This window comes from Emcibacter nanhaiensis, assembly GCF_006385175.1.
Taxonomy (GTDB): Bacteria; Pseudomonadota; Alphaproteobacteria; order Sphingomonadales; family Emcibacteraceae; genus Emcibacter; species Emcibacter nanhaiensis.
This window is the reverse complement of the sequence record NZ_VFIY01000015.1, coordinates 190,702-211,985: the sequence shown is the minus strand read 5'-3', so window position 1 is coordinate 211,985 and position 21,284 is coordinate 190,702. Positions and strand designations below refer to the sequence as shown.

General features: G+C 58.2%; 19 protein-coding genes. 5 read left to right on the top strand and 14 right to left on the bottom strand.

Annotated elements, in window-relative coordinates; all coding sequences use genetic code 11:
• Positions 1-7: 7 nt before the first annotated feature.
• The 10 genes from FIV46_RS12920 to FIV46_RS12875 all read right to left on the bottom strand — a co-directional run bounded on the left by FIV46_RS12920 (position 8) and on the right by FIV46_RS12875 (position 9,724).
• The gene (locus tag FIV46_RS12920; RefSeq protein WP_139941346.1) at positions 8-955 is read right to left on the bottom strand and encodes an alpha-E domain-containing protein; all 948 of its coding nucleotides are present in this window, start codon (positions 953-955) and stop codon (positions 8-10) included.
• Positions 948-2,405 carry a circularly permuted type 2 ATP-grasp protein gene (locus tag FIV46_RS12915; protein WP_219846115.1) on the bottom strand — a complete coding sequence of 486 codons (1,458 nt, stop codon included), beginning with the start codon at positions 2,403-2,405 and terminating at the stop codon, positions 948-950. The genes FIV46_RS12920 and FIV46_RS12915 overlap by 8 nt, the downstream gene beginning before the upstream one ends.
• A gap of 257 nt (positions 2,406-2,662) precedes the next feature.
• Positions 2,663-3,103: a c-type cytochrome gene (locus FIV46_RS12910; protein WP_139941345.1), complete on the bottom strand. Its 441-nt coding sequence runs from the start codon at positions 3,101-3,103 to the stop codon at positions 2,663-2,665.
• A 10-nt stretch (positions 3,104-3,113) separates the two neighbouring features.
• Positions 3,114-3,590, bottom strand: a complete 477-nt coding sequence (locus FIV46_RS12905) for a c-type cytochrome (protein ID WP_181163233.1) — start codon at positions 3,588-3,590, stop codon at positions 3,114-3,116.
• Between the two features lies 1 nt (position 3,591).
• Positions 3,592-4,140, bottom strand: a complete 549-nt coding sequence (locus FIV46_RS12900; RefSeq protein WP_139941343.1) for a methylamine dehydrogenase light chain — start codon at positions 4,138-4,140, stop codon at positions 3,592-3,594.
• Between the two features lie 17 nt (positions 4,141-4,157).
• The gene (locus FIV46_RS12895; protein ID WP_139941342.1) at positions 4,158-4,760 is read right to left on the bottom strand and encodes a redoxin family protein; all 603 of its coding nucleotides are present in this window, start codon (positions 4,758-4,760) and stop codon (positions 4,158-4,160) included.
• Entirely contained in the window at positions 4,753-5,307 is a 555-nt protein-coding gene (locus FIV46_RS12890; protein ID WP_139941341.1) for a MauE/DoxX family redox-associated membrane protein, read from the bottom strand. The genes FIV46_RS12895 and FIV46_RS12890 overlap by 8 nt, the downstream gene beginning before the upstream one ends.
• Positions 5,307-6,467 carry an amine dehydrogenase large subunit gene (locus tag FIV46_RS12885; RefSeq protein WP_139941340.1) on the bottom strand — a complete coding sequence of 387 codons (1,161 nt, stop codon included), beginning with the start codon at positions 6,465-6,467 and terminating at the stop codon, positions 5,307-5,309. Before FIV46_RS12885 ends, FIV46_RS12890 begins: the two co-directional genes overlap by 1 nt.
• A gap of 112 nt (positions 6,468-6,579) precedes the next feature.
• Entirely contained in the window at positions 6,580-7,218 is a 639-nt protein-coding gene (locus tag FIV46_RS12880; RefSeq protein WP_139941339.1) for a TetR/AcrR family transcriptional regulator, read from the bottom strand.
• A 118-nt stretch (positions 7,219-7,336) separates the two neighbouring features.
• Positions 7,337-9,724: a TonB-dependent receptor gene (locus FIV46_RS12875; protein WP_139941338.1), complete on the bottom strand. Its 2,388-nt coding sequence runs from the start codon at positions 9,722-9,724 to the stop codon at positions 7,337-7,339.
• A gap of 442 nt (positions 9,725-10,166) precedes the next feature.
• On the opposite strand from FIV46_RS12875, the gene FIV46_RS12870 reads away from it, so the two are divergent.
• From FIV46_RS12870 to FIV46_RS12860, 3 genes are all read left to right on the top strand, one after another.
• Positions 10,167-11,675: an aldehyde dehydrogenase family protein gene (locus FIV46_RS12870; protein ID WP_139941337.1), complete on the top strand. Its 1,509-nt coding sequence runs from the start codon at positions 10,167-10,169 to the stop codon at positions 11,673-11,675.
• A gap of 142 nt (positions 11,676-11,817) precedes the next feature.
• Positions 11,818-12,987 carry an FIST N-terminal domain-containing protein gene (locus FIV46_RS12865; protein ID WP_139941336.1) on the top strand — a complete coding sequence of 390 codons (1,170 nt, stop codon included), beginning with the start codon at positions 11,818-11,820 and terminating at the stop codon, positions 12,985-12,987.
• Positions 12,980-14,389 (top strand): hybrid sensor histidine kinase/response regulator, encoded by a 1,410-nt coding sequence (locus FIV46_RS12860; protein ID WP_139941335.1) that lies wholly within the window; start codon positions 12,980-12,982, stop codon positions 14,387-14,389. The genes FIV46_RS12865 and FIV46_RS12860 overlap by 8 nt, the downstream gene beginning before the upstream one ends.
• Before the next feature lie 8 nt (positions 14,390-14,397).
• Here the strand turns inward: FIV46_RS12860 and FIV46_RS12855 are convergent, their stop codons facing one another.
• The 3 genes from FIV46_RS12855 to FIV46_RS12845 are packed head-to-tail and all read right to left on the bottom strand — an operon-like array spanning position 14,398 to position 18,467.
• The gene (locus FIV46_RS12855) at positions 14,398-15,069 is read right to left on the bottom strand and encodes a LuxR C-terminal-related transcriptional regulator (RefSeq protein ID WP_139941334.1); all 672 of its coding nucleotides are present in this window, start codon (positions 15,067-15,069) and stop codon (positions 14,398-14,400) included.
• 48 nt (positions 15,070-15,117) lie between these two features.
• Complete coding sequence (locus tag FIV46_RS12850) at positions 15,118-16,749, bottom strand: long-chain-fatty-acid--CoA ligase (RefSeq protein ID WP_139941333.1); 1,632 nt, start codon at positions 16,747-16,749, stop codon at positions 15,118-15,120.
• Positions 16,750-16,772: 23 nt separating this feature from the next.
• Complete coding sequence (locus tag FIV46_RS12845) at positions 16,773-18,467, bottom strand: AMP-binding protein (protein ID WP_139941332.1); 1,695 nt, start codon at positions 18,465-18,467, stop codon at positions 16,773-16,775.
• A 155-nt stretch (positions 18,468-18,622) separates the two neighbouring features.
• On the opposite strand from FIV46_RS12845, the gene FIV46_RS12840 reads away from it, so the two are divergent.
• Entirely contained in the window at positions 18,623-19,090 is a 468-nt protein-coding gene (locus tag FIV46_RS12840; RefSeq protein ID WP_139941331.1) for a YaiI/YqxD family protein, read from the top strand.
• A 33-nt stretch (positions 19,091-19,123) separates the two neighbouring features.
• Here the strand turns inward: FIV46_RS12840 and FIV46_RS12835 are convergent, their stop codons facing one another.
• Positions 19,124-19,564 carry a MarR family winged helix-turn-helix transcriptional regulator gene (locus FIV46_RS12835; protein WP_139941330.1) on the bottom strand — a complete coding sequence of 147 codons (441 nt, stop codon included), beginning with the start codon at positions 19,562-19,564 and terminating at the stop codon, positions 19,124-19,126.
• A gap of 95 nt (positions 19,565-19,659) precedes the next feature.
• Between FIV46_RS12835 and FIV46_RS12830 the strand changes: the two genes are divergently transcribed.
• Positions 19,660-21,282 (top strand): AMP-binding protein, encoded by a 1,623-nt coding sequence (locus FIV46_RS12830; RefSeq protein WP_139941329.1) that lies wholly within the window; start codon positions 19,660-19,662, stop codon positions 21,280-21,282.
• Positions 21,283-21,284: the final 2 nt, after the last annotated feature.

Here is a 21,284-nt window from a genome sequence, read left to right as displayed (position 1 = left end):
CTCCCTCCTAGACAAAATGATAATTGCGGGCGATTTCATCACCAAGCGCATTGGTGCGGGCCAGGAATTCGGTGAGATACTCGTGCAGGCCGCCTTGGAAGACCTCCTCTATCTGGGCATACCCCAGCTGCGAATAAAGGCTGCCGGCCAGCCGGTGGCAGTTATGTCGTTTGCCATGAGATTCGGCGATCATGTCCAGATAGCGCACCACCCGGCCCAGAGTGTAAACCAGAGAACGGGGCATTTCCTCGCGCAGGATCAGGAGTTCGGCCACCAGCCAGGGTTTGATGCTGTCCCGATAGAGCCAGTGATAGGACCCCAGCGCCGACACCGAGCGCAGGATCGTCGCCCACTGGTAATAATCCACCGATCCACCGAGGCTTTCCCCCTGCGGCAGCAGGACGTGATATTTCACATCCAGGATGCGGGCCGTATTATCCGCCCGCTCCACATGCAGGCCAAGATTGACAAAGGCAAAGGCTTCGTCCCTGAGCATGCCGCCGCGAATGGCGCCGTGGAACAGCGTCGCCCGGATCTTGACCCAGTCCAGGAAATTGAGAAGATTGTCCCGGTTCAGGCTCTTGCGCCAGTGGCCGTTGAATTCCAGCCAGGTGTGATTGAGAAAGTCCCAGGCATCCACCGTCAGGGCGGTACGCACCGCCCGGCCGTTGGTGCGGGCACTTTTCAGGCAACTCATGATCGAGGAGGGGTTTTCCTCATCCAGGCAGATATAGGAAATGGCGCTGTCCAGGCTGGCCTCGCCATGTTTTTCGATCAGGCCGGCTTCCGCCGAGGCGGCAATGACAGTGGAGCGCCATTCATTGCGCGGTCCGCCGCTTTCCCACTCCGGCATCTGGTTCATCCGGTAGCCGACCTCGAGGATACGGGCGAGATTCTCCGCCCGCTCCATATAGCGGCCCATCCAGTAGAGGCTGGCGGCAGTACGGCTAAGCATTGCCATTCCTCCCCTCTTCCAGAATCCAGGTATCCTTGGTGCCCCCTCCCTGGGAGCTGTTGACCACCAGGGAGCCCTGCTTCATGGCCACCCGGGTAAGGCCGCCGGGCACCAGCCGGACCTTGTCGGCGCCAACCAGGACAAAGGGCCGGAGGTCCACATGGCGCGGGGCAATGCCGTCCTCGACAAAGGTCGGGCAGGTGGACAGGGCCAGGGTGGGCTGGGCGATGAATTCGCCCGGGTTGGCCTTGATCCGCTCCGCATAGGCGGCGCATTCCTCTTTGGTGGAGCGCGGCCCCACCAGCATGCCGTAGCCGCCGGAGCCGTCCACCTCCTTGACCACCAGTTCCGGCAGATGGTCCATTACATATTTATAGTCGTCGTCCCGGGCGCACCAGTATGTGGGGACATTCTTCAGAATCGGCTCCTCGCCGAGGTAAAAGCGGATCATGTCGGGCACATACATGTAGATCGCCTTGTCATCGGCGATGCCGCCGCCGACGGCATTGGCCAGCGTCACCCCGCCGGAGCGATAGACGTTCATCAGGCCCGGCACGCCGAGGGCGCTGTCCGGCCGGAACGTCAGCGGGTCGAGAAAACCGTCATCAATCCGGCGATAAATTACATCCACCTTCTCCGGACCGCGAGTGGTGCGCATGAAAACATTATTGTCCTGGACGAACAGGTCCTGGCCCTCGACCAGTTCCACGCCCATGTTATCGGCCAGAAAACTATGCTCGTAATAGGCGGAATTATAGATCCCGGGCGACAACACCACCACTTTGGGATCACCGTCGCAGCGGATAGGGGCAACCGTTTTGAGACTGTCGCGGAGATCGTCCGGATAGCGTTCCACCGGCGCCACCGCATGGCTGTTAAACAGGTTGGGGAACAGCCGCATCATCACTTCGCGGTTCTGCAGCATATAGGACACGCCGGACGGGGTGCGGGTATTATCCTCCAGCACGTAAAATTCGTCCGGGCCCGTCCGCACCAGGTCAATGCCGGCAATATGGGTGTAAATCCCGCCCGGCACCCGGACCCCGCACATTTCCGGCAGATAGGCCTTGTTCAGCATGACAAGGCGCTCCGGAACAATGCCGGCGGCGATAATTTCCCGCTTGCCGTAGACATCCGCAAGGAATTTATTCAATGCCGTGACCCGCTGGGTCAGCCCCTTTGACAGAAATGCCCATTCCTTTGCCTGCAGGATACGGGGCAGGATATCGAAGGGGATCAGCCGTTCGGGATCTCCACCTTCGCCATACACGGCGAAAGTAATCCCGATGCGGCGGAACAGGGCCTCGGCCTCGGTCTGGCGCACCCGCAACATTTCCGAAGGAACTTCCTTCATCCAGGTTACGAATTTTTCCATACCGTCCCGCGGGCTGCCGTCGGGCAACTGCAGCTCATCGAAAAATTCAACCAGGGCAAAATCGTCAGAAGTCATGGTCCGGCCTGTCCCTCCTCATATAAGGAATTGTACTGCAAAGCCTGTGCCAATTCAAAAAACCGCAGAAATCCATATATTTCTACGACTCTCCGCCGCAATAAAGATGGAAAAATGCCTAATATTTAGACTGCCTAATTTTAGTGCATATAATTTAGACTGTTTGACGTCATTCTCTGTCGCAGACACGCAGAGCCAGAGTATAGCATATTTTTCGAGGATCCGGGCCTCATTGCATGCTGTGGAATACGGCCGGACTATTGCAGGTCCAGTTTTTCCATCAGCTGCGCGCGATATTCCGCCGCTTCAGTCATCAGCGGAGACTGGCGCAGGCGATGCACTTCCTCGCCGCTGTAGGGCTTGAAATCTTGCGGCAGATTGTCGGGGTCGTAAGTGGCCAGCATCCAGTTCAAAAGCTCGGCGGTCTGCTGGTCGGAAAGCGGGGAAAAGGCGACGCCCGGCACCCGGGCCAGATAGTCCCGGCCGCCCTCCACAGACAGGAATTTGGCGACATAGCCGTTCATGGACGGCACTTCACCGACCACACCACTGGCATCGGGCTTGTGGCAGCCCTGGCAATTCAGCATCCAGTTGACCTTGGGCGGCAAATTGCCCGCCATGGCGGACAGGGCCCCGGCCCCGGCCAGATAACAGCCAAGGCCCAGCAGCATCACTATCCTGTACAGCGGGCGTCCCATCCGCAGTCTCCTAGTCGGTTCCGAACACGCCGGCCCGTTTGTTCATCACATCACGGGCCCGGACTTTGGGATTATTGTCGAGGATGGCTTTCACTTCCTCTTCAGTGAAAGGGGTCCAGTCGTCCTGGTCTTTCAGGCCGTTCAGCTCTTCCATCACATAGTTGAGCACTTTGGCCATGCCGTCAGTCTTGAGGGCCGCGGCCTGTCCCGGCATCATGCTGCTGTAGGCGACGCCGTCAACGGTCAGCGGGCCCATCAGGCCGGCCTTGAGCACCAGCACCAGATATTCCCGGCCCGCCTCGCTGGCGGCCAGCGGCTGCAGCCGCCCGGCAAGGGCCGGATAGGCCCCGGGAACACCCTGTCCGGTGGCCAGGTGGCAGGCGGAACAACGTTTATACAGCTGGGCGCCGGTCTTGGCCGGTGCGGCAGAGGCGGACGCAGCCACCCCCAGCCCGAGGCAGACCAGGCCTGCAATCAGTTTCTTCATCCTATTGCTCCAGCGCCAGACCGATGACCACAGCTGTGGAACAGGTGTAAATGCTGCTTTCGGTGCCCAGGCACCAGTTGGTGTCATTGTTGGCCTGGGGACGAACCATCGGACGGTCGCCTTCATTGCGGTTGCACATGCAGCGCCCGCAGCTGGTCTTGCCGCAGCAGTCGTTGTAGGAAATGATATAATTCTTGCCGTCGGCCGGATTCTGGCAGGTGCCGATCCAGGTAATCGGGCTCATTTCCGTTCCCGGCGGACAGGCGCTCTGGCTGCCGCCGCAGCAACTGCAGAGGAAGCCGTCGATGGCGCAATAGCGCCAGTAATCGCAGCTGGTGGGATCACCCGGATCCTCCGGATTGCCGGTGCTCTGCGGGGCCACGCCGGGATAACCGCCCGTGGCGCCGGTGGAGGCGCGGGCGACCGGCAACACCGGAAACGCGGTCGCGCCGACGAGAGCCGTCCCAAACCCGGCCAGAAAGCCGCGACGGGAACTTTTCTGCGCCACTTTGCGGGCCATTTTTTCAGTCAGTTTGTCTAGAATACTCATGGTTCCTCTCCAACTCTTTAGGCCGGTTCACGTTTGTTGAGATAGTCCTGAATGGAATGGACGCCTTCCTGTTTGGCCACAAACAGGCTGTCCAGATGCTCCCGGCTGTTGACCAGCCCCATGGAGGCGATTTTTCCCTTCTCATCGATCAGGACGCTGTAGGGCAGCTTGGCTACACCGAACTGGCGGCCGAGAATTTCAGAACTTACATAGGGGAATGCTTCAAGCCCCTGGGCCTTGACATATTCCTTGTGCGCCTGGTCGCTGCCGTCACTGGCCAGGATCACATCCAGCCAGTCACCTTCCGCCCTAGCGATGGATTTCACCGCCGGCAGCAGACTTTTGCAGACCGGACAATCCGGTGACAGGAAAAACAGCAGCTGGCTGCGTTTACCGTCCCGCGTTCCGCCGATTTCCTGCATCACCCCGGTCAGGGTCGGCAGGCTCATGGACGGGGCGTCCTCGCCCGGCTTCAGAACTTCGTTCATGGACAGGGCGCCCGCCGGGGCAATGCGCTCATATAACACACCGATCTGGCGGGTCAGGGCGAAACACAGCACCCCGAGACCGATCACGGCAATCCACAAAAAGACCTGGGAAACAATCAGAGCCTCAACCATGCAGCTGCTCCTTCTTTAGAATATAGTTTAGATAGTGGGACCTGTTGGAGAGCAATTCCTCCAGGCACATATAGATGAGCCCCAGGAACAGAACCCCGCCGGCAATATTGATGAAGTCAGCCGGTACAAATGACCGCTCCGCCACCGGAACAACCGGCAACAGGGCCAGCAGGGCCAGAACCGCATTGCGCGGCAACATCCAGAAACTGAGCCGGCTTTCCCGTTGTCCGAAATGACAGCCGCAGTCGATTTCCAGCTTGCCCCGGAACAGGGAGACGGCGATCAACAGCCCATAAAGGACAAACATCCCCGCCGCCAGAAATCCCGCCATGGCGGCCGTCGCCGGCACAAGCAATCCGAGCCCGGCAACCGCTTCCACCAGCGGCAGCAGCAGGACCGGGATAACTTCAAGCGCCGGCGGCACAAGTTCATATCCCCGAACGGCCCGCCGGAAGTCATCCAGGTGACGCACTTTATGCAGGGCTGAAACAATCAGCAGCAGCCCGACAAAAAGGCTTCCGGTGGAGATGAAGACCGGATCGATCATTACTGATTTTCCTCGACCGCATACATGATGAACGGCGTCGCCGTATCATTCACGGCAATGTTGCGGATATGCTTGCCGGACCCGGCATCATAGACGTCCAGGGTGAATTCGGCGTTGACCACCGCCAGCAGCGGCTTCTTGGTATTGGTCACCTCGATGGAGACACCCCAGGTCTTCAGCTTGATCCGGTCAATGCGTTTCTTTTTCTTGACGTCATAGACCCAGACCTCGGAGCCGCCGTTTTTATGGCTGCCCTCGACGCCGCCCTCATGCACCAGCACATAGAGATGGCCCTGCTTGTCATCGGCCACCAGATACCAGCCGCCGGGACGCCAGTTTTGGGCTTTATCCTCTTCGGGAATCAGGGACCAGGACGGCAGTTTCCTGGCGGTCTTGCCGTTCAGGTCGATCGGCATCACATCCCCTTTGAGGGTGGGGAAATAGGCCACTCCATCGATCTGGCCCATTTTCATGAACATGGCGTTATTGTCGATGTCGTTAAAGCTTTCCGTCACCTCCTTTTCAGAGATCTGGCCGTCATCGCCAAGCGCCAGGCTCATAAAGGTGCCGTTACCGCACATGGTGGCAAAACCCTGCTTGCCGGTGGGATAGACCAGGCTGCAACCCGGGATCGGGATTTCATTGACAATTTTGCGCGCGGCAATGTCGATCACATAGACGGACGCGGCCGGCGTGAAGTTGAAGGCCAGCACAAATTTGCCGTTTCCGGTCTGTTGCAGGGTCCCCTTCTGCGGCATGAACTGGCCGCGACCGTTCGGCAGGATGACTTCGTCGACCGGCGCCAGGTTTTCCTTGTCATAAATGGTCAGAACATCGGTGCGCTCGCCATAAGTGCCGCGGCTGTAGAAGGTCTGCGCGGAATAAAGTTCCTTACCGTCCTTTGACTGCAGGAAAGCGCCGAACATGGCTGCGCCGAAAGAGCCTTTGTAGTGTCGGTTTTCAGACCCGATGTCCATCAGGACGATCTTGCCGTCGATCATGGCATTGAAATTGCCGTCCGCCACAAAGATCCAGTCCGATGGATAGTCAGACGGGAGCGTCGCCACATTGGGAATCTCCTCGATTTCCAGTTCCGCTTGACCCACGGCAGGCCACACACAAGCTGCACACAGGGCACCAATCAGGGCTTTCCTCTTCATTTCCGACTCCCGAATATTTATCAAGATAAATTAGTACACTCGTCCTAAATACCAAAATCCACAAATTTAGTCAATAATACTAAAGCGTCACCCGGCAAGGCGCCGTCTTGCCTCAGGCGCTTTTCCCCCAGTTCCGGACCAGGTCCAGGAAATTCTGTACCGCCAGGTCAATCACCTCGCGGCTTTTGCTGTTCCAGCCCTTGTCATGGCCGATAAATATGGTGTGTCCCTCGATTGCCGCGGAAATATAGAGCGCCAGTTTTTTCCGGTCATCGGCCCCGAGGTCCGGCCTGACCTTGGCGATCAGCTGATTGATCAACCCCTGTTCCCGGTCGTAAAGGCCCTGCACCTCGCCATTGACCACCGGATCATGATTAGCCATGGCCCAGAGTTCGGGAAAGAACCGGGTGGTTTCCCGGGTCAGCAGGTCCTGCATGATGAATTCCAGACCCTGCGCGAGCTGCTGCTCCCCGGTCAGGCTGCTGTCGGCCATAATCTCCCGGATATCGTCCGTATAGCCCTCGAGCGCCACATCCAGCAGCACATGAACCAAGTCCTGCTTGGTGGCGAAATAATAGGTCAGGTTGCCCACCGTCATGTTGCAGCGGGCCGCGACCTTGCGCATGGACAGACCGGCATAGCCTTCCTCGATCAGCAGGGACTGGGTTGCTTCAAGGATCTCCAGCACCTTGGCGGCCTTTTGTTCGGTCAGGTCCTGGAAATCAGGGTGGGTCAGTTTCAGTTTTCGCATAGGCCCCTCTGTCCGGCTGTTGCGCCGGTTGTGTTATTGTGTCCGTCCTTTAACGCGCAGACAAGTAAAAAGCGCGACCCGAAGGCCGCGCTTTCGCTTCACACAATTTCCGTCAGGATCAGAAATTATAGGTCAGGTTGACACCCCAGGTGCGCGGCATGCCATAATATTTCTCGATCAGACCGAACAGGCCGCCATTGGTGACGTTCCCGGACAGGTCGAAGGTCTGCACCAGATAATTTTCATCCGTGAAGTTTTTCACAAAAGCGCGGACGCTCCAGTTTTCATCCGGTGAATAGTAGGTCACAGACGCGTTGCCGATGAAATAACCGTCCTGGGTCGACGCCGGAAGGTTGGTCAGGGCAAAGTAATGCTTGGCGCGATACTGGCCATCCGCCTGCAGGGCCACACGACCTTCACCGGCATCAAATTCATAGCGGATCAAACCGTTCAGGTTCCATTTCGGGGTCTGCACCGGTTTCACCTCGGTGCCAACCGGGAACAGGCTGTCCACATCGTCAACACCGTCACCGTCCGTGTCCACATTAGTAGTGAGACCAGTTACCTCGGAGACCGTCACATCGGTATAGGCGATGCCGAAGTTCAGATCGAGGCCGTCAACCGGGTTAGCCTGGATTTCCACCTCGAAGCCCTTGTTTTCCGCCTGGGCGTTCAGGGTTGAAGTATCCAGTCCGATGATGGAGAAGGCCTGATAGTTGTTATAATCATAGTAGTAGGCTGCCGCATTGATGCGCAGACGACCGTCCATGGTGTCCCACTTGAAACCGACTTCATAAGCATCGAGTTTTTCCGGGTCATAGGTCATGAAGGGCTCGGTCACGGCAAACGAACTGGGCAGCAGCGGTGCGTTATAGCCGCCGGATTTCACACCCCGGTTCCAGCTGGCATAGACCAGCAGGTCTTCTGTAGGTGTATAGTTGATCTGGGCCCGGGCTGACCAGTTGCTGTCACTGCGGCTGCCATCATAAGGCACATTCGGCAATGCCGGCGCAATAACCGCGGCATTCGGATCCTGCCCGCTGTCGGACGTATCCGGATACCACATCAGCAGGTTGTCATAATGATGGCTCTTGTCCTCTTCGATCCAGCGGAAACCGCCGATCAAAGCCAGCTCATCAGAAAGCTGATATTCCAGCTGGGCAAACAGGGACCAGGTTTCCGTATCGGTTTCATAGGGGTTGTAAATACCATTGAAGCCAACGTCCGCTAGCGGCAATCCAGCGGGAATATCAGGCTCGAACGCCCCCACATCGATCAGAGCCTGGAACAGTCCCGGCATAATACCGCCGTTGGAGTCGCGGACTTTCAGATCCATATAGTAAAAGCCGGTCACCCATTTCAGGTTATCGGTTTCGCCGTTGAGACGCAGTTCCTGGGAGAACTGTTCTGAATCCGTGGTCAGGAAGAAGTTGAAATAGTCAAACGGCGAAGCATCGGAATCCTCAATATAGTCACGCTTTACCGTCTGGTAGTCGGTGATGCTGGTCAGGGTGCCCCAATCCTGGTCCCACTTGATAGTGGCGGTATAGCCTTCGGTATCCAGGATGTTATGGCCCTGACGGTTATAATCACCGGCAAAGTTGTCACCATCCAGATCCACATAACCATCAAGATCCACGTTGGGAACGCCCGGTGTAGCGTCTCCGGTGGGCAGGACAGCGGATTCATATTCGAAGAAACCGGTACGAATATCCTGTTGACCAAAGCGGGCGTTGAGCAGGATTTCCAGTTCGTCAGTCGGCTGGAACAGCGCCTGCAGACGACCGGCGCTTTCGTTGGCGTTGTTCAGTTTTGAATCCGGTTTCAACCGGTTGGTCACATAACCGTCACCCTGGTGCGTGGCAAAGGAGGCGCGCAGCGCGAACTTGTCATTGACCGGAATGCCGACGGCGCCCTGGAACTTCATGCGCTCGAAGCTGCCGTAGGAGACACTGCCGTAGCCGTTAAATTCATCCAGGTTCGGCTTGACGGTGATATAGTGAACCAGGCCGCCGGTGGCGTTACGGCCGAACAGGGTGCCCTGCGGGCCGCGCAGCAGCTCGACGCGGTCCACGTCAAACAGCAGGAAGCCGGCGCCGGACATCTGGCTGATATACACCTCGTCCACATAGACGGCGACCGGGCTTTCCACGTTGGTGGTAAAATCATTATTGGCGACACCGCGGATACCGATGGCATAGTTGGCTTCGCCGTTGGGCTGCAGGGTGGCAACCCCGGGGGCCAGAGCGGTTACTTCCTGGGCGTTGGTATAACCCAGCGCCTTGAGCTGTGAACCGGACAGGGCGGTAATCGCGATACCCACATCCTGCGCGGACTGCTCACGTTTCTGGGCGGTAATCACCACCTCTTCCATGAAGATTGAAGAAGATTTTTTCTCTTCTTCCTGGGCGTATGCGCCTGATGTGGCCAGCGCGGCAAAAGCCGTAGAAGCGGCCAGGGCGGCTTTAAAGGCATGTCTTGCGGTGTCGGATTTGTTAAACAGCATTTGTCTCTTCCCTTGGTCGTTGTGGGATGGATAATAAAGAAATATCCTCCCTCAAGGTATTTCTTCATCCCGTCCATCAATGGACTTATATACGGAGACCATAGTCTCACGTCCCGATTATAGCGACTGCAGGCCGTTTTTCACCAGTAGACAAAGGGATCAAAAAAAAGACAGGGATTAATACTATAGTATCAGACCCTGTTCCTGCCGCCGTCGCTTATAAAGTTTTCCCTATATTACAAGATGTTAGGAACAACTTCAATAGCTCATGCAAGTCAGGCCGTGATCCCAAGGTCTAGTTTTCTGACTTCCCCGGACATGGGATAATCCTGGCTGACAATTTTACCCGGCGGCCCGAAAGCGCGATGCCTGTTCAATGACTGGCGGACTGCAGGATGTAAAATCCAGAAAAATGGCCACAAAATATGGAATGGAGAGACAAATGGACGCAGTAACCGACAGCAAATCTGCACTGGGAGAAAAAGCCGGAAAATTCATCTCCGGCACAAAGCAGATGCTGATTGACGGCAAATGGGTATCCGCCGTTTCCGGCAAGACTTTCACCACCATCGACCCTGCCACCGGCAAGGTCATTACCGACATCTGCGAAGGCGACAAGGAAGATATCAACCAGGCCGTGCTCGCCGCCCGCCGCGCCTTTGAAGACGACGCCTGGCGGGATATGACTCCCAGCGCCCGGGAACGCCTGATCCATCGCCTGGCCGACCTGATTGAGGAAAATGCCGACGAACTGGCGGAACTGGAATCGATCGACAACGGCAAGAACAAGGCCATCGCCCGCATGGTCGATATCAATGTGGCCATCGAAACCTTCCGCTATATGGCCGGCTGGCCCAGCAAAATTGCCGGTGACGTGCTGCCGCTGAGCACCCCGAAAACGCCCGAAGCCCAATTTTTCGGCTATACCCTGCGCGAGCCGGTCGGCGTAGTCGGCCAGATCATTCCCTGGAACTTCCCGCTGCTGATGTGCGCCTGGAAAATGGCCCCGGCGCTGGCCTGCGGCAACACCATCGTCCTGAAACCGGCCGAGGAAACGCCGCTGACCGCCCTGCGTCTGGGTGAACTGATCTGCGAAGCCGGCTTCCCGGACGGGGTTGTGAACATCGTTCCGGGATACGGCCATACTGCCGGCGCGGCGCTGACCGCCCATCCGGAAGTGGATAAAATCGCCTTCACCGGCTCCACCGAAGTGGGCAAGATCATTGCCCGCGAAGCCGCCGACAGCATGAAAAAAGTCTCCATGGAACTGGGCGGCAAATCCCCGGCCATCATCCTGCCCGATGCAGACCTGAGCGTCGCCATCCCCGGCGCTGCCAGCGCCATCATGTTCAACCAGGGCCAGGTCTGCTGCGCCGGTTCGCGCCTTTATGTGCCGGACAACCTCTATGATGAGGTCATCAACGGCGTGGCGGAAGCCGTCTCCTCCATGTCCATCGGACCGGGCCTCGATGCCAACAATATGGTCAATCCGCTGGTCTCTGAAACCCAGTTCCAGCGGGTGATGGGCTATATCGATATCGGCCGCGAGGAAGGCGCCGAAGTGATCACCGGCGGCAAACGCCGCGGCGACAGCGGATATTTCGTGGAACCGACCATTCTCGGCAATACCACCCAGGACATGAAAGTGGTCCAGGAAGAAATTTTCGGCCCGGTGCTCTGTGTTCAGCGCTATTCCGACATGAGCGAAATTACCAGACTGGCCAATGACAGCATTTACGGCCTCGGCGCCAGCCTGTGGACCCGGGATGTGGGCAATATCATGCGCTTCGTCCCCAAGATCAAGGCCGGCACCGTCTGGGTTAACTGCCACAATATTCTTGATGTCGCCATGCCATTTGGCGGCTTCAAACAGTCCGGTTACGGACGCGAGCTGGGCAAGGATGTTCTCGAACTCTATACCCAGACAAAGTCAGTCTGCATCATGGCCTGACGGCCGGCAGTGCAGACTTTCTCCCACTACCTCACGACCTTAAACGACTGGAGGTCCTTTCCCGGCGAAAGGACCTCTTTTTTCTGGTGATCGCTTCAGAACCGGATAAAATCAGCATCAGACACGATGATATGGAACCAAGATGACTGATCCCTGTGACGCAGAAATTAAAAGGGCCTTTTCCCTGTCCGCTGATGAGCGGACAGCGGTCAGGGAATTTTATGATGGCCTGTGCATTGCTGAGGAACGGCCCGAAGCCGTGATCTTTTTCTGCTCCCCGGAATATGACACTGCCGTGCTGGAAAAAGAGCTCAACCGGCAGTTCGGGGATATCCCGCTGATCGGCTGCACCACTGCCGGCGAAATCACTCCCGAAGGCTATCATGCGGGTTCCATCACCGGGGCCGCGCTCAGCCGCACCCATTTCACCTGCGTCAGCAAACGCTACGACAGGATCAGCAAATTCAACATCCAGGACGGCATCGAATTCGGCCGCAGCCTGAAACATGAGCTTCGCCGGGCGGTAGACAATGTCAGCGGCTCCAACAGCTTTGCCTTTATGCTGATCGACGGCCTGAGCAACGCCGAAGAGCGCGTCACCGCTTCGCTGGGCAGTGAACTTGGGGAAATCAGTATGATCGGTGGGTCCACCGCCGATGACTTCAAGCTGAAACAAACACAGATTTTCCATGAAGGAAAGTTCCGCACAGACAGTGCCGTGGTAATGCTGGTTCACACCGACCTGCCGTTCCAGGTGTCCTACACCCATCATTATGTGGCCAGTGACGCCAAGGCGGTTATCACCGAGGCCGATCCAATCACCCGTGAGGTGCTGGAAATCAACGGGCTGCCCGCGTCCCAGGAATATGCCCGGCTGTGCGGAGTCGAAGAACAGGATCTGGATATCGTCATCGCCAGCAAACATCCCGTGATGGTCAAGGTCGGCGGCACCTATTTTTCCCGCGGCGTGATGGGAATCGACCATGAAAAACACAGCATCAGGTTTGCCTGCGCCATCGACAAGGGTGTAGTCTGCAGCATCGCCCGCCCCGACGACCCGCAGTTAAACCTCGAAACACTTTTCAGTGATATCTCGTCGGAAATCGGCCCCCTGTCCCTGGTGATCGGCTGCGACTGTGCAGCCCGGAAAATGAATTTCCAGATCCAGGGCATCCTGGACGAAATGTCGCAAATTTATGCGGCCAACAATGTGATCGGTTTCGCCTCCTTTGGTGAACAGTTCAACACGCTGCATATGAACAACTCCTTCTCCTGCATCGCTATCGGCAGAAAGGCGCAAGTCCGTGACTGAACGTTCAAGCCGCTTGAGTGACGAGGAAATCAAACGCTTGGTGATGGAAAACGCCCGGCTCAACAAGACCGTCCAGGTGCTGATGGAGCGCGTGGAACGGGACATGGACCAGCAACGGGACAGTTTCTCCCTGTTCCAGACCGCCATCAACCTGGAAAAAACCGTCGAGCTCAGGACCCGGGAACTGAAAATCCTTAATGCCCGGCTGCGGGAGGAACTGGACGTCAGGGAAAAGGTGGAGGACGCCCTGCGCATCGCCAAGCAGCAGGCGGAAGACGCCAACCTCAGTAAAACCAAATTCCTGGCCACCGCCAGCCATGATTTGCGCCAGCCGCTCAATGCAGCCCGGCTGTTCCTGGAAACGCTGGAGGCTGAAACAGACGATGGAAACGAGGAGACCGTCCAGCGCATCAGCACCTCGCTGGACGCGCTGGATGATCTGCTCAGTGTCCTGCTGAATATTTCCCAGCTCGACGCGGGCGGCATCAAACCCAACTTCACCCATTTCCGGGTCCAGGACCTTTTGGACCGGATTGTGCCGGAATATATCAAGACCGGGGAGACCCGGGGCCTGGATGTGCGCATGGTGCCCTGTTCCGCCGTCATCTATTCCGACGAACGATTGCTGGAAACCATCATCCGCAACTTCCTCAGCAATGCGGTCCGCTACACCAAGCGGGGACGGATACTGGTCGGTTGCCGACACAGCGATGACGGCATCATGATCTGCGTGCACGACACCGGCATCGGCATTCGCGAGGACAAGCTGGAAGCGATCTTCGAGGAATTCACCCAGGTCCATGAAGACCGCAGCATCGGCACCCGCGGCATCGGCCTCGGCCTGTCCATCGTCGACCGGATCACCCGGCTGCTGGGCCTGCCGGTTCATGTGGCCTCGGTGGAGGGCAAAGGGTCAAGGTTTGCCGTTACCGTGCACAAGGGAGAACCCGCAGAGGTCGCAACCGGCCAGACCAGCCGACCGGCCGTCTCGACCCTGCCGGACCTGATGGGCGAGCGGGTAATCGTGGTCACCGACAATGATCCCCAGGTGCTGGAAGGGATGGAAGCGCTGCTCAGAAGCTGGGGCTGCCGCACCGTGGCCGGAGCCTCTGCCGAGGCCTGCCTCGTCAACCTGATCAGCAACGATCTGGAACCGGCCATGATCATCGCCGACTACCATCTGGACGGCGGCGTAAACGGCCTGGATGCTGCCGCCGAGATACAGGCGGAATTTGAAGCCCTGCTGCCGGTACTGATCATCACCAGTGACCGGGACAAGGAACTGGCGGACCGGATCGCCGGTAAAGACATTCCCCTGCTCTATAAACCGGTCAAGCCGGCCCGGCTGTCGAGCCTGATCCATCATTCCCTGAGTGAGAATCTGGCCGGACTGCAGGACTGATCTTAAACTCAGGACTGGGCGATAAGGTTCTTGGCGGCAATAACCGCCTGCAGGCGGTTATTGACCTGCAGCTTGCGCAGGATCGCCGAGACATGGGCCTTGACGGTAATTTCCGAGATATCCAGTTCGTAGGCGATGACCTTGTTGGGCTTGCCTTCGGCCAACAGCTCCAGCACCGCCATCTGGCGCGGGGTCAGGCTGGCCTTTTCCGCATCGATGGCCGCGGCACCGCCACCGGTCACCGGCATCTGTTCGGGCGAGCGCTCCCCGCCACCGCCCAGGGCCTGGGACGGGATATAGCTGTTGCCGCTGCGCACCAGCCGGAGCGCATTGCGCATCACCTCGCGCGAGGAGGATTTGGGCAGATAGCCCATGGCGCCATAGGAAAAGCTTTCGCGCACCGTTTCATCATGATCGGTGGAAGAGACAATGACAATCGGAGTCGAGGGCAGCTTGTTGCGCAGGCTGATCAGGCAGGAAAATCCCTCGGCGCCGGGCAGCAACAGATCAAGCAAAATCATGTCGAAGTTTTCGCCGCTGTCGGTCGCCGCCAGCGTTTCCGCAACGTTGCAGACTTCAAGACAGTCCACGTCTTCTTCATAGACAGAGCTTACAATATCGCTCAACGCTTCCCTGAACAGAGGGTGATCGTCCGCGATCAGTACCCTGTTTAATGCCATACCTGCTTCCTGCTTCCTAGAACCTCACCGGCCAGAGCTTACGTCATTCTAGTCGCGCAAACAATCTTTATAGGTCTCGCGCAGGGTGATTTTCTTGATTTTGCCGGTCGCGGTCAAGGGCATTTCATCGACGAAAAAGACCCGGTCCGGCATCCACCATTTGGCGATCTTGCCGTCGAGGAAAGAGAGGATTTCCTGTTCGGTCGGTTCCGCCCCGGGTGCGGCGCGGATGATCAGGATCGGCCGTTCCTCCCACTTGGGATGGTAAACGCCCACCACCCCGGCCTGCAGCACCTTGGGATGGCCCACCGCCAGGTTTTCAATGTCGATGGAGCTGATCCATTCGCCGCCGGACTTGATCACATCCTTGGCCCGGTCGGTGATCTTGATATAGCCGTACTGGTCCAAGGTCACCACATCGCCGGTCGGGAACCAGCCGTCCTCGTCCAGCAGCGCGCCGCCGTCGCCGCGGAAATATTCCGCTACCACCCAGGGACCGCGCACCCACAGGTCGCCGTAAGTCTGCCCGTCCCGGGGCACCGGATTGCCCTGCTCGTCCACCACCTTGATCTCGAGGCCGTACTGCACCCGGCCCTGCTTGCTGAGAATTTCTTCCCGTTCTTCAGGGGGCAGCCTGTCCACTTCGGGCGTCGAGGAGGCGATGGTGCCGAGCGGACTGGTCTCGGTCATGCCCCACAGCTGCAACACCTTGACGCCATAATCGTTGAGGAATTTCTCGGTCATTGCCTTGGGCACGGCCGAACCGCCGATCATGGTGCGGCTGAGGCTGTCGACCCGCTTGCCGCTGCTTTCCAGATACTGGAACAGCATGGTGAAGACAGTCGGCACGGCGCAGGAGAAGGTGACCCCCTCGCTCTCGATCAGCTGCTGGATGCTCTCGCCGTCCATTTTCGGCCCCGGGAACACCAGCTTCGCCCCCAGCATGGCGGCTATATAGGGCAGGCCCCAGGCGCTGCCGTGATACATGGGCGCAATGGGCATGATGACGTCATAGACCGACAGGCCGAAGGCGCTGTTCTGCGCCGCGCCCAAGGCGTGAATGATGGTGGAGCGGTGGGAATAAAGCACGCCCTTGGGATTGCCGGTCGTGCCGGAGGTATAGCACAATGACGAGGCGCTGCGCTCGTCAAACTCCGCCCACTCCAGTTCCCCGCTCTGCTCCGCCAGCAGCTCTTCATAGCAATGGACGTTTTCCAGCGTGGTCTCCGGCATATGATCCCGGTCGGTCAGGACCACATAACCTTCCACATCCCGGAAGCTGGAGGCCAGCTTCTCCGCCAGCGGTACAAAATCCAGGTCGATGAACAAATAACGGCCCTGGCCGTGGTTGACGATATAGCTGATCTGTTCGTCAAACAGGCGCGGATTGGCCGTATGCAGCACGCAGCCGATGCCGGACACACCGTAGAACAATTCGAAATGCCGGTAAGTGGACCAGGCCAGGGTGGTGATGCGGTCGCCGGATTTGATGCCTAGCTTGTTGGTCAGCGCATTGGCCAGCTTCCTGGCCCGCTGTTCCGCCTCGGCATAGGTATAGCGATGGACCGGACCCTCGACGGTGCGGGTGACGATTTCGGTCGTGCCGTGATATTCCGCTGCATAGCGGATCAGGGAGGAAATCATCAATTCATTTTGCTGCATCAGGCCAGGAATGGTCATTGTGCGGCTCCTCTACTCAGCCCTCAGGCGGTTTTCTGTTCAACGATTCCCAGTTCCTCGATCATGCTGTCGCGCATGATGAATTTCTGGATTTTGCCGGTCACCGTCATGGGGAATTCGTCGACAAAGCGGATATAGCGCGGGATCTTGTAATGGGCGATCTGGCCGGAACAGAACTCCTTGATCTCTTCCGCCGCCGCCTCCTGCCCCTCCTTGAGACAGATCCAGGCACACAGTTCCTCGCCATATTTAGCGTCCGGCACCCCGAACACCTGCACGTCCTGGATTTTGTCATGACGATAGAGGAACTCCTCAATCTCCCGGGGATAGATATTTTCGCCGCCGCGGATCACCATATCCTTGACCCGGCCGACGATGTTGCAATAGCCGTCCTCGTCCAGGGTGGCGAGGTCACCGGTATGCATCCAGCCCGCCTCGTCGATGGCTTCGTCGGTGCGTTCCGGATCGGCCCAATAGCCTTTCATCACGCTGTAGCCCCGCGTCAGCAGCTCGCCCTGGACCCCGGCCGGCGTCACCTGGCCGTTTTCGTCAACGATTTTCACTTCCACATGGGGATGGATGCGGCCGACGGTGGAGACCCGTTTTTCCAGGCTGTCGTCGCGGCTCGACTGGAAACTGACCGGGCTGGTTTCGGTCATGCCGTAGGCGATGGTCACCTCGCTCATATGCAGGTCGGAGACCACCCGCTTCATCACCTCGATCGGGCAGGACGCCCCGGCCATAATACCGGTGCGCAGGCTTGACAGGTCAAAGCTTTTCAACTCCGGATGATCCAGTTCAGCGATGAACATGGTCGGCACCCCGTGCAGGGCGGTGCATCTTTCCTCGGCCACCGCCTTCAGCGTCAGCAGCGGGTCAAAACCGTCATTGGGATAGACCATGCAGGACCCGTGGGTCACACAGGTCAGGTTACTCATGACCATGCCAAAGCAATGATAGAGCGGCACCGGGATGCAGAGCCGGTCCTGCTCAGTGAAATTCATCGCCTCGCCGACGAAATAGCCGTTGTTGAGGATATTGAAATGGCTCAGTGTCGCCCCCTTGGGCGAGCCGGTGGTGCCGCTGGTGAACTGGATGTTGATGGCGTCATCGGGAGTGAGAACCCCCTTCAGCGCCTCCAGCCGCTGATAATGACTGTCGTTGGCAAGGTCCGGGATGTCGGAGAAATTGAAATAGCCTGGGGTTTTGTCCTCACCGAGTCGGATTACCGTCTTCAGTTCCGGCAGCCGCTTTGCTTTCAGTTCCCCCGGCGTACAATCGGCCAGCTCCGGCGCCAGGTCATTAATCATGGTAATATAGTCGCTGGACTTGAAGCTGGCGGCCGTGACCAGCGCCTTGCAGCCCACCTTGTTGAGTACATATTCCAGTTCCGCACGCCTATAGGCCGGGTTGATATTGACCTGGATGATTCCGGCCTTGGCCGTGGCAAACTGGGTGATGACCCATTCGGCGCAGTTGGGCGCCCACACCCCGACCCGGTCACCCGGCCTGAGGCCCAGCGCCACCAGTCCGGCGGCAAACTCATCCACCTGTTTGGCGAACTCGCTGTAGGTCCAGCGGATGTCCTGATGGCGCACCACCAGGGCTTCGCGGTCACCGTACAGATCAACTGCCTCGTCAAAGGCCTCGCCGATGGTCTGGTACCGCAGGGGCCTGTCGGAAATCCCGTTCACATAGCTCTTTGCAAGCTTTTGCATATTATACCTCCACTATATGCTGAAATTTTACCGCGCCGGGCCGCACCGGTCCATTGGACCAAGGCGTAGTATCGCCCGGGCAAAATCATCATTCTTTAGTATCATTTTACCATGCACAGGCGCTATAAGGGGGCGGAAAAGTGGAAGTGACGCAGATGAGTGAACATAAGTTACCCGCCCTGTACATTGATGCCGACGCCTGCCCGGTCAAGGACGAGGCCCTGAAGGTGGCCTATCGCCACAAGCTACCGACCTTCCTGGTCAGCAACCAGTGGCTGCGCATGGAAGTGGGCCCCAACGTCAAGAAGATTGTCGTGTCCGAAGGCCCGGATGAGGCGGACAACTGGATCGCCGAGCAGATCACGGCGCGGGACATTGCCGTCACTGCCGATATTCCGCTCGCCAAACGCTGCCTGGACAAAGGCGCCGTGGCGCTCGGCCCGACCGGCCGGCCGTTTTCGGAAGAGAATATCGGCATGGCCGTGGCCATGCGCGACCTCAAGGCGCATAGGCGGGAAACCGGCGAAAGCAAAGGCTATAACCCAACCTTCACCAAGGCCGACCGTTCACGCTTTCTGGAAATTCTGGAAAAGCTGGTCCGGGAAAAGCAGCGCCAGCATTGATTAAGGTGCTGACCCACACCATCCGCTCGATCCCTATTCCATCCGCTCAATCAGGGTGCGCAGCACACGCTTGAGGACCTCTTCCTCCTCTGTGCTGTAGCTTCGCAGAATTTGTACCTCATGCTCCTTGGACTTGACCAGCAGGTCGGAGATCATGTCGCGCCCGCGGTCGGTGATGCGGACCAGGATGGAACGGCGGTCATTGGGCGCATTATGGCGCTTGACCAGGTCCTCCCCCTCCATGCGGTCGAGGATCTTGGTCAGGGTCGGCTGCTTCATCAGGACCGCCTTGGCCAGTGTGCCGATGGTCATCTCCCCCACGTCACTGAGCGCCGCCAGAATACGCCAGCGGCCACGGTCGATTCCCGCTTTTTTGAGAACTGGTGTAAAATCCTCCGAAACCAGGTGACTCGCCCGGGCCAGCAGGTGGGACAGGTAATTATCCAGGAAACTGTTGTCGGCGCTTTTTGTCACGCATGTACCTTTGTATGAATTTTCATAATTTTACTTTTCATATATAATAGCCTGTGTTACGCTTCATGTCTATCGATTCAGGGAAATAAAAATAAATGAAAACAGTTTTTGACGTTTTTTCCAAAGCGGTTGAGGCCTATGGCGACCGCCCCTTCGTCCATATCCCCCTGTCGGCGGCGAAAAGCTATAGCGACAGCGCGATAGACTACACCTACGCCGAGGCCTCCCGCGAAGTGGAACAGCGCCGGGCCGCCTATGGCGCGGCCGGCTATGGCGTGGGGCACCGGGTCGCCATCCTGCTGGAGAATCGGGCCGACTTTTTCTTCCACTGGCTCGCCCTCAATGCGCTCGGCGTCGGCATCATTCCCCTGAATGCGGAAGCCAGTCCCCAGGACCTGCACTATATTATCTACCACGGTGATGCCGACCTGGTGGTCAGCCTGCCGGAAAAAATGACGCTGGTCGAGGAAGCCATCGCCCTTGAGCAAGAATCCGAACACCCACCGCTTTGTTCCGCCACCCTGGAAGGGTTGCCCCCGGCAACGCGTCCGGCGCTCGATCATATTCCTGATACCGCCACCGAATGCGCCATGCTGTTCACCTCCGGCAGCACCGGCAATCCCAAGGGCTGCGTGCTCAGCAATGAATATTTCATCGCCTTTGGCGACTGGTACCGCAATGTGGGCGGTTACTGCGAGCTGCACCCGGGAGAGGACCGGCTGTTGACCCCCTTGCCGCTGGTGCATATGAATGCGTTGGCCTGCTCCACCATGGGCATGATGGGCGTCGGCGGCTGTATCATCCAGCTCGACCGCTTCCATCCCAAAAGCTGGTGGGACAGCGTGCGCGACAGTGGCGCCACCATCATCCATTACCTGGGCGTATTGCCGGCGATCCTGCTCAATATGGAGCCGGGCGACAAGGACAAGGCCCACAAGGTGCGGTTCGGCTTTGGCGCCGGCGTCAACCCCAAACACCATGCCGCCTTCGAGGAACGGTTCGGCTTCCCGCTGATCGAGGCCTGGGCCATGACCGAATCCGGTTGCGGCGGCTGCGTCATCGCCAGCCATGAACCGCGCCATGTGGGCGAATGCTGTTTCGGCCGCGCCACCGACGAGGTGGAATACCGGCTGGTGGACGACGAAGGCAACGACGTGGACCCGGGCCTGCCCGGCGAGCTTCTGGTCCGGGCCACCGGGGATAACCCGCGCTACGGTTTTTTCGACCATTACTACCAGAACAGCGAAGCCACCGAAGAAGCCTGGGAAGACAATTGGCTGCACACCGGCGATATCGTCCGCGAAGGCGCCGACAAGTCGCTCTACTTCGTCGACCGCAAGAAGAATGTGGTGCGCCGCAGCGGCGAGAATATTTCCGCCCTCGAGGTGGAAAATGTGCTGCTGCTGGACCCGGCCGTGGACACGGTTGCCGTGGCCCCGGTCCCGGACGAACTGCGCGGCGACGAAGTGATGGCGCTGATCGTGGCCAAAGCCGGCAAAACCGCCGGCGAGGCACTGGCCCGGGACATTTTTGACCGGTCCATGGAGCAGCTCACCTATTACAAGACCCCCGGCTATATCGCCTTTGTCGACGAGTTGCCGCTGACCGCCTCAAAAAAACTCAAACGCGGCGATGTGAAGTCAATTTGTGCTAAACTGGTGGAAGAAGGCCAGGCCATTGACCTTCGTCACCTGAAGAAACGACCAAAAAAGGACTAGGG

Bases quoted from the DNA above. Each gene is read 5' to 3' on its own strand.
- FIV46_RS12920 (WP_139941346.1), bottom strand. From the start codon at position 955: ATGCTTAGCCGTACTGCCGCCAGCCTCTACTGGATGGGCCGCTATATG.
- FIV46_RS12915 (WP_219846115.1), bottom strand. From the start codon at position 2,405: ATGACTTCTGACGATTTTGCCCTGGTTGAATTTTTCGATGAGCTGCAG.
- FIV46_RS12910 (WP_139941345.1), bottom strand. From the start codon at position 3,103: ATGGGACGCCCGCTGTACAGGATAGTGATGCTGCTGGGCCTTGGCTGT.
- FIV46_RS12905 (WP_181163233.1), bottom strand. From the start codon at position 3,590: ATGAAGAAACTGATTGCAGGCCTGGTCTGCCTCGGGCTGGGGGTGGCT.
- FIV46_RS12900 (WP_139941343.1), bottom strand. From the start codon at position 4,140: ATGAGTATTCTAGACAAACTGACTGAAAAAATGGCCCGCAAAGTGGCG.
- FIV46_RS12895 (WP_139941342.1), bottom strand. From the start codon at position 4,760: ATGGTTGAGGCTCTGATTGTTTCCCAGGTCTTTTTGTGGATTGCCGTG.
- FIV46_RS12890 (WP_139941341.1), bottom strand. From the start codon at position 5,307: ATGATCGATCCGGTCTTCATCTCCACCGGAAGCCTTTTTGTCGGGCTG.
- FIV46_RS12885 (WP_139941340.1), bottom strand. From the start codon at position 6,467: ATGAAGAGGAAAGCCCTGATTGGTGCCCTGTGTGCAGCTTGTGTGTGG.
- FIV46_RS12880 (WP_139941339.1), bottom strand. From the start codon at position 7,218: ATGCGAAAACTGAAACTGACCCACCCTGATTTCCAGGACCTGACCGAA.
- FIV46_RS12875 (WP_139941338.1), bottom strand. From the start codon at position 9,724: ATGCTGTTTAACAAATCCGACACCGCAAGACATGCCTTTAAAGCCGCC.
- FIV46_RS12870 (WP_139941337.1), top strand. From the start codon at position 10,167: ATGGACGCAGTAACCGACAGCAAATCTGCACTGGGAGAAAAAGCCGGA.
- FIV46_RS12865 (WP_139941336.1), top strand. From the start codon at position 11,818: ATGACTGATCCCTGTGACGCAGAAATTAAAAGGGCCTTTTCCCTGTCC.
- FIV46_RS12855 (WP_139941334.1), bottom strand. From the start codon at position 15,069: ATGGCATTAAACAGGGTACTGATCGCGGACGATCACCCTCTGTTCAGG.
- FIV46_RS12850 (WP_139941333.1), bottom strand. From the start codon at position 16,749: ATGACCATTCCTGGCCTGATGCAGCAAAATGAATTGATGATTTCCTCC.
- FIV46_RS12845 (WP_139941332.1), bottom strand. From the start codon at position 18,467: ATGCAAAAGCTTGCAAAGAGCTATGTGAACGGGATTTCCGACAGGCCC.
- FIV46_RS12840 (WP_139941331.1), top strand. From the start codon at position 18,623: ATGAGTGAACATAAGTTACCCGCCCTGTACATTGATGCCGACGCCTGC.
- FIV46_RS12830 (WP_139941329.1), top strand. From the start codon at position 19,660: ATGAAAACAGTTTTTGACGTTTTTTCCAAAGCGGTTGAGGCCTATGGC.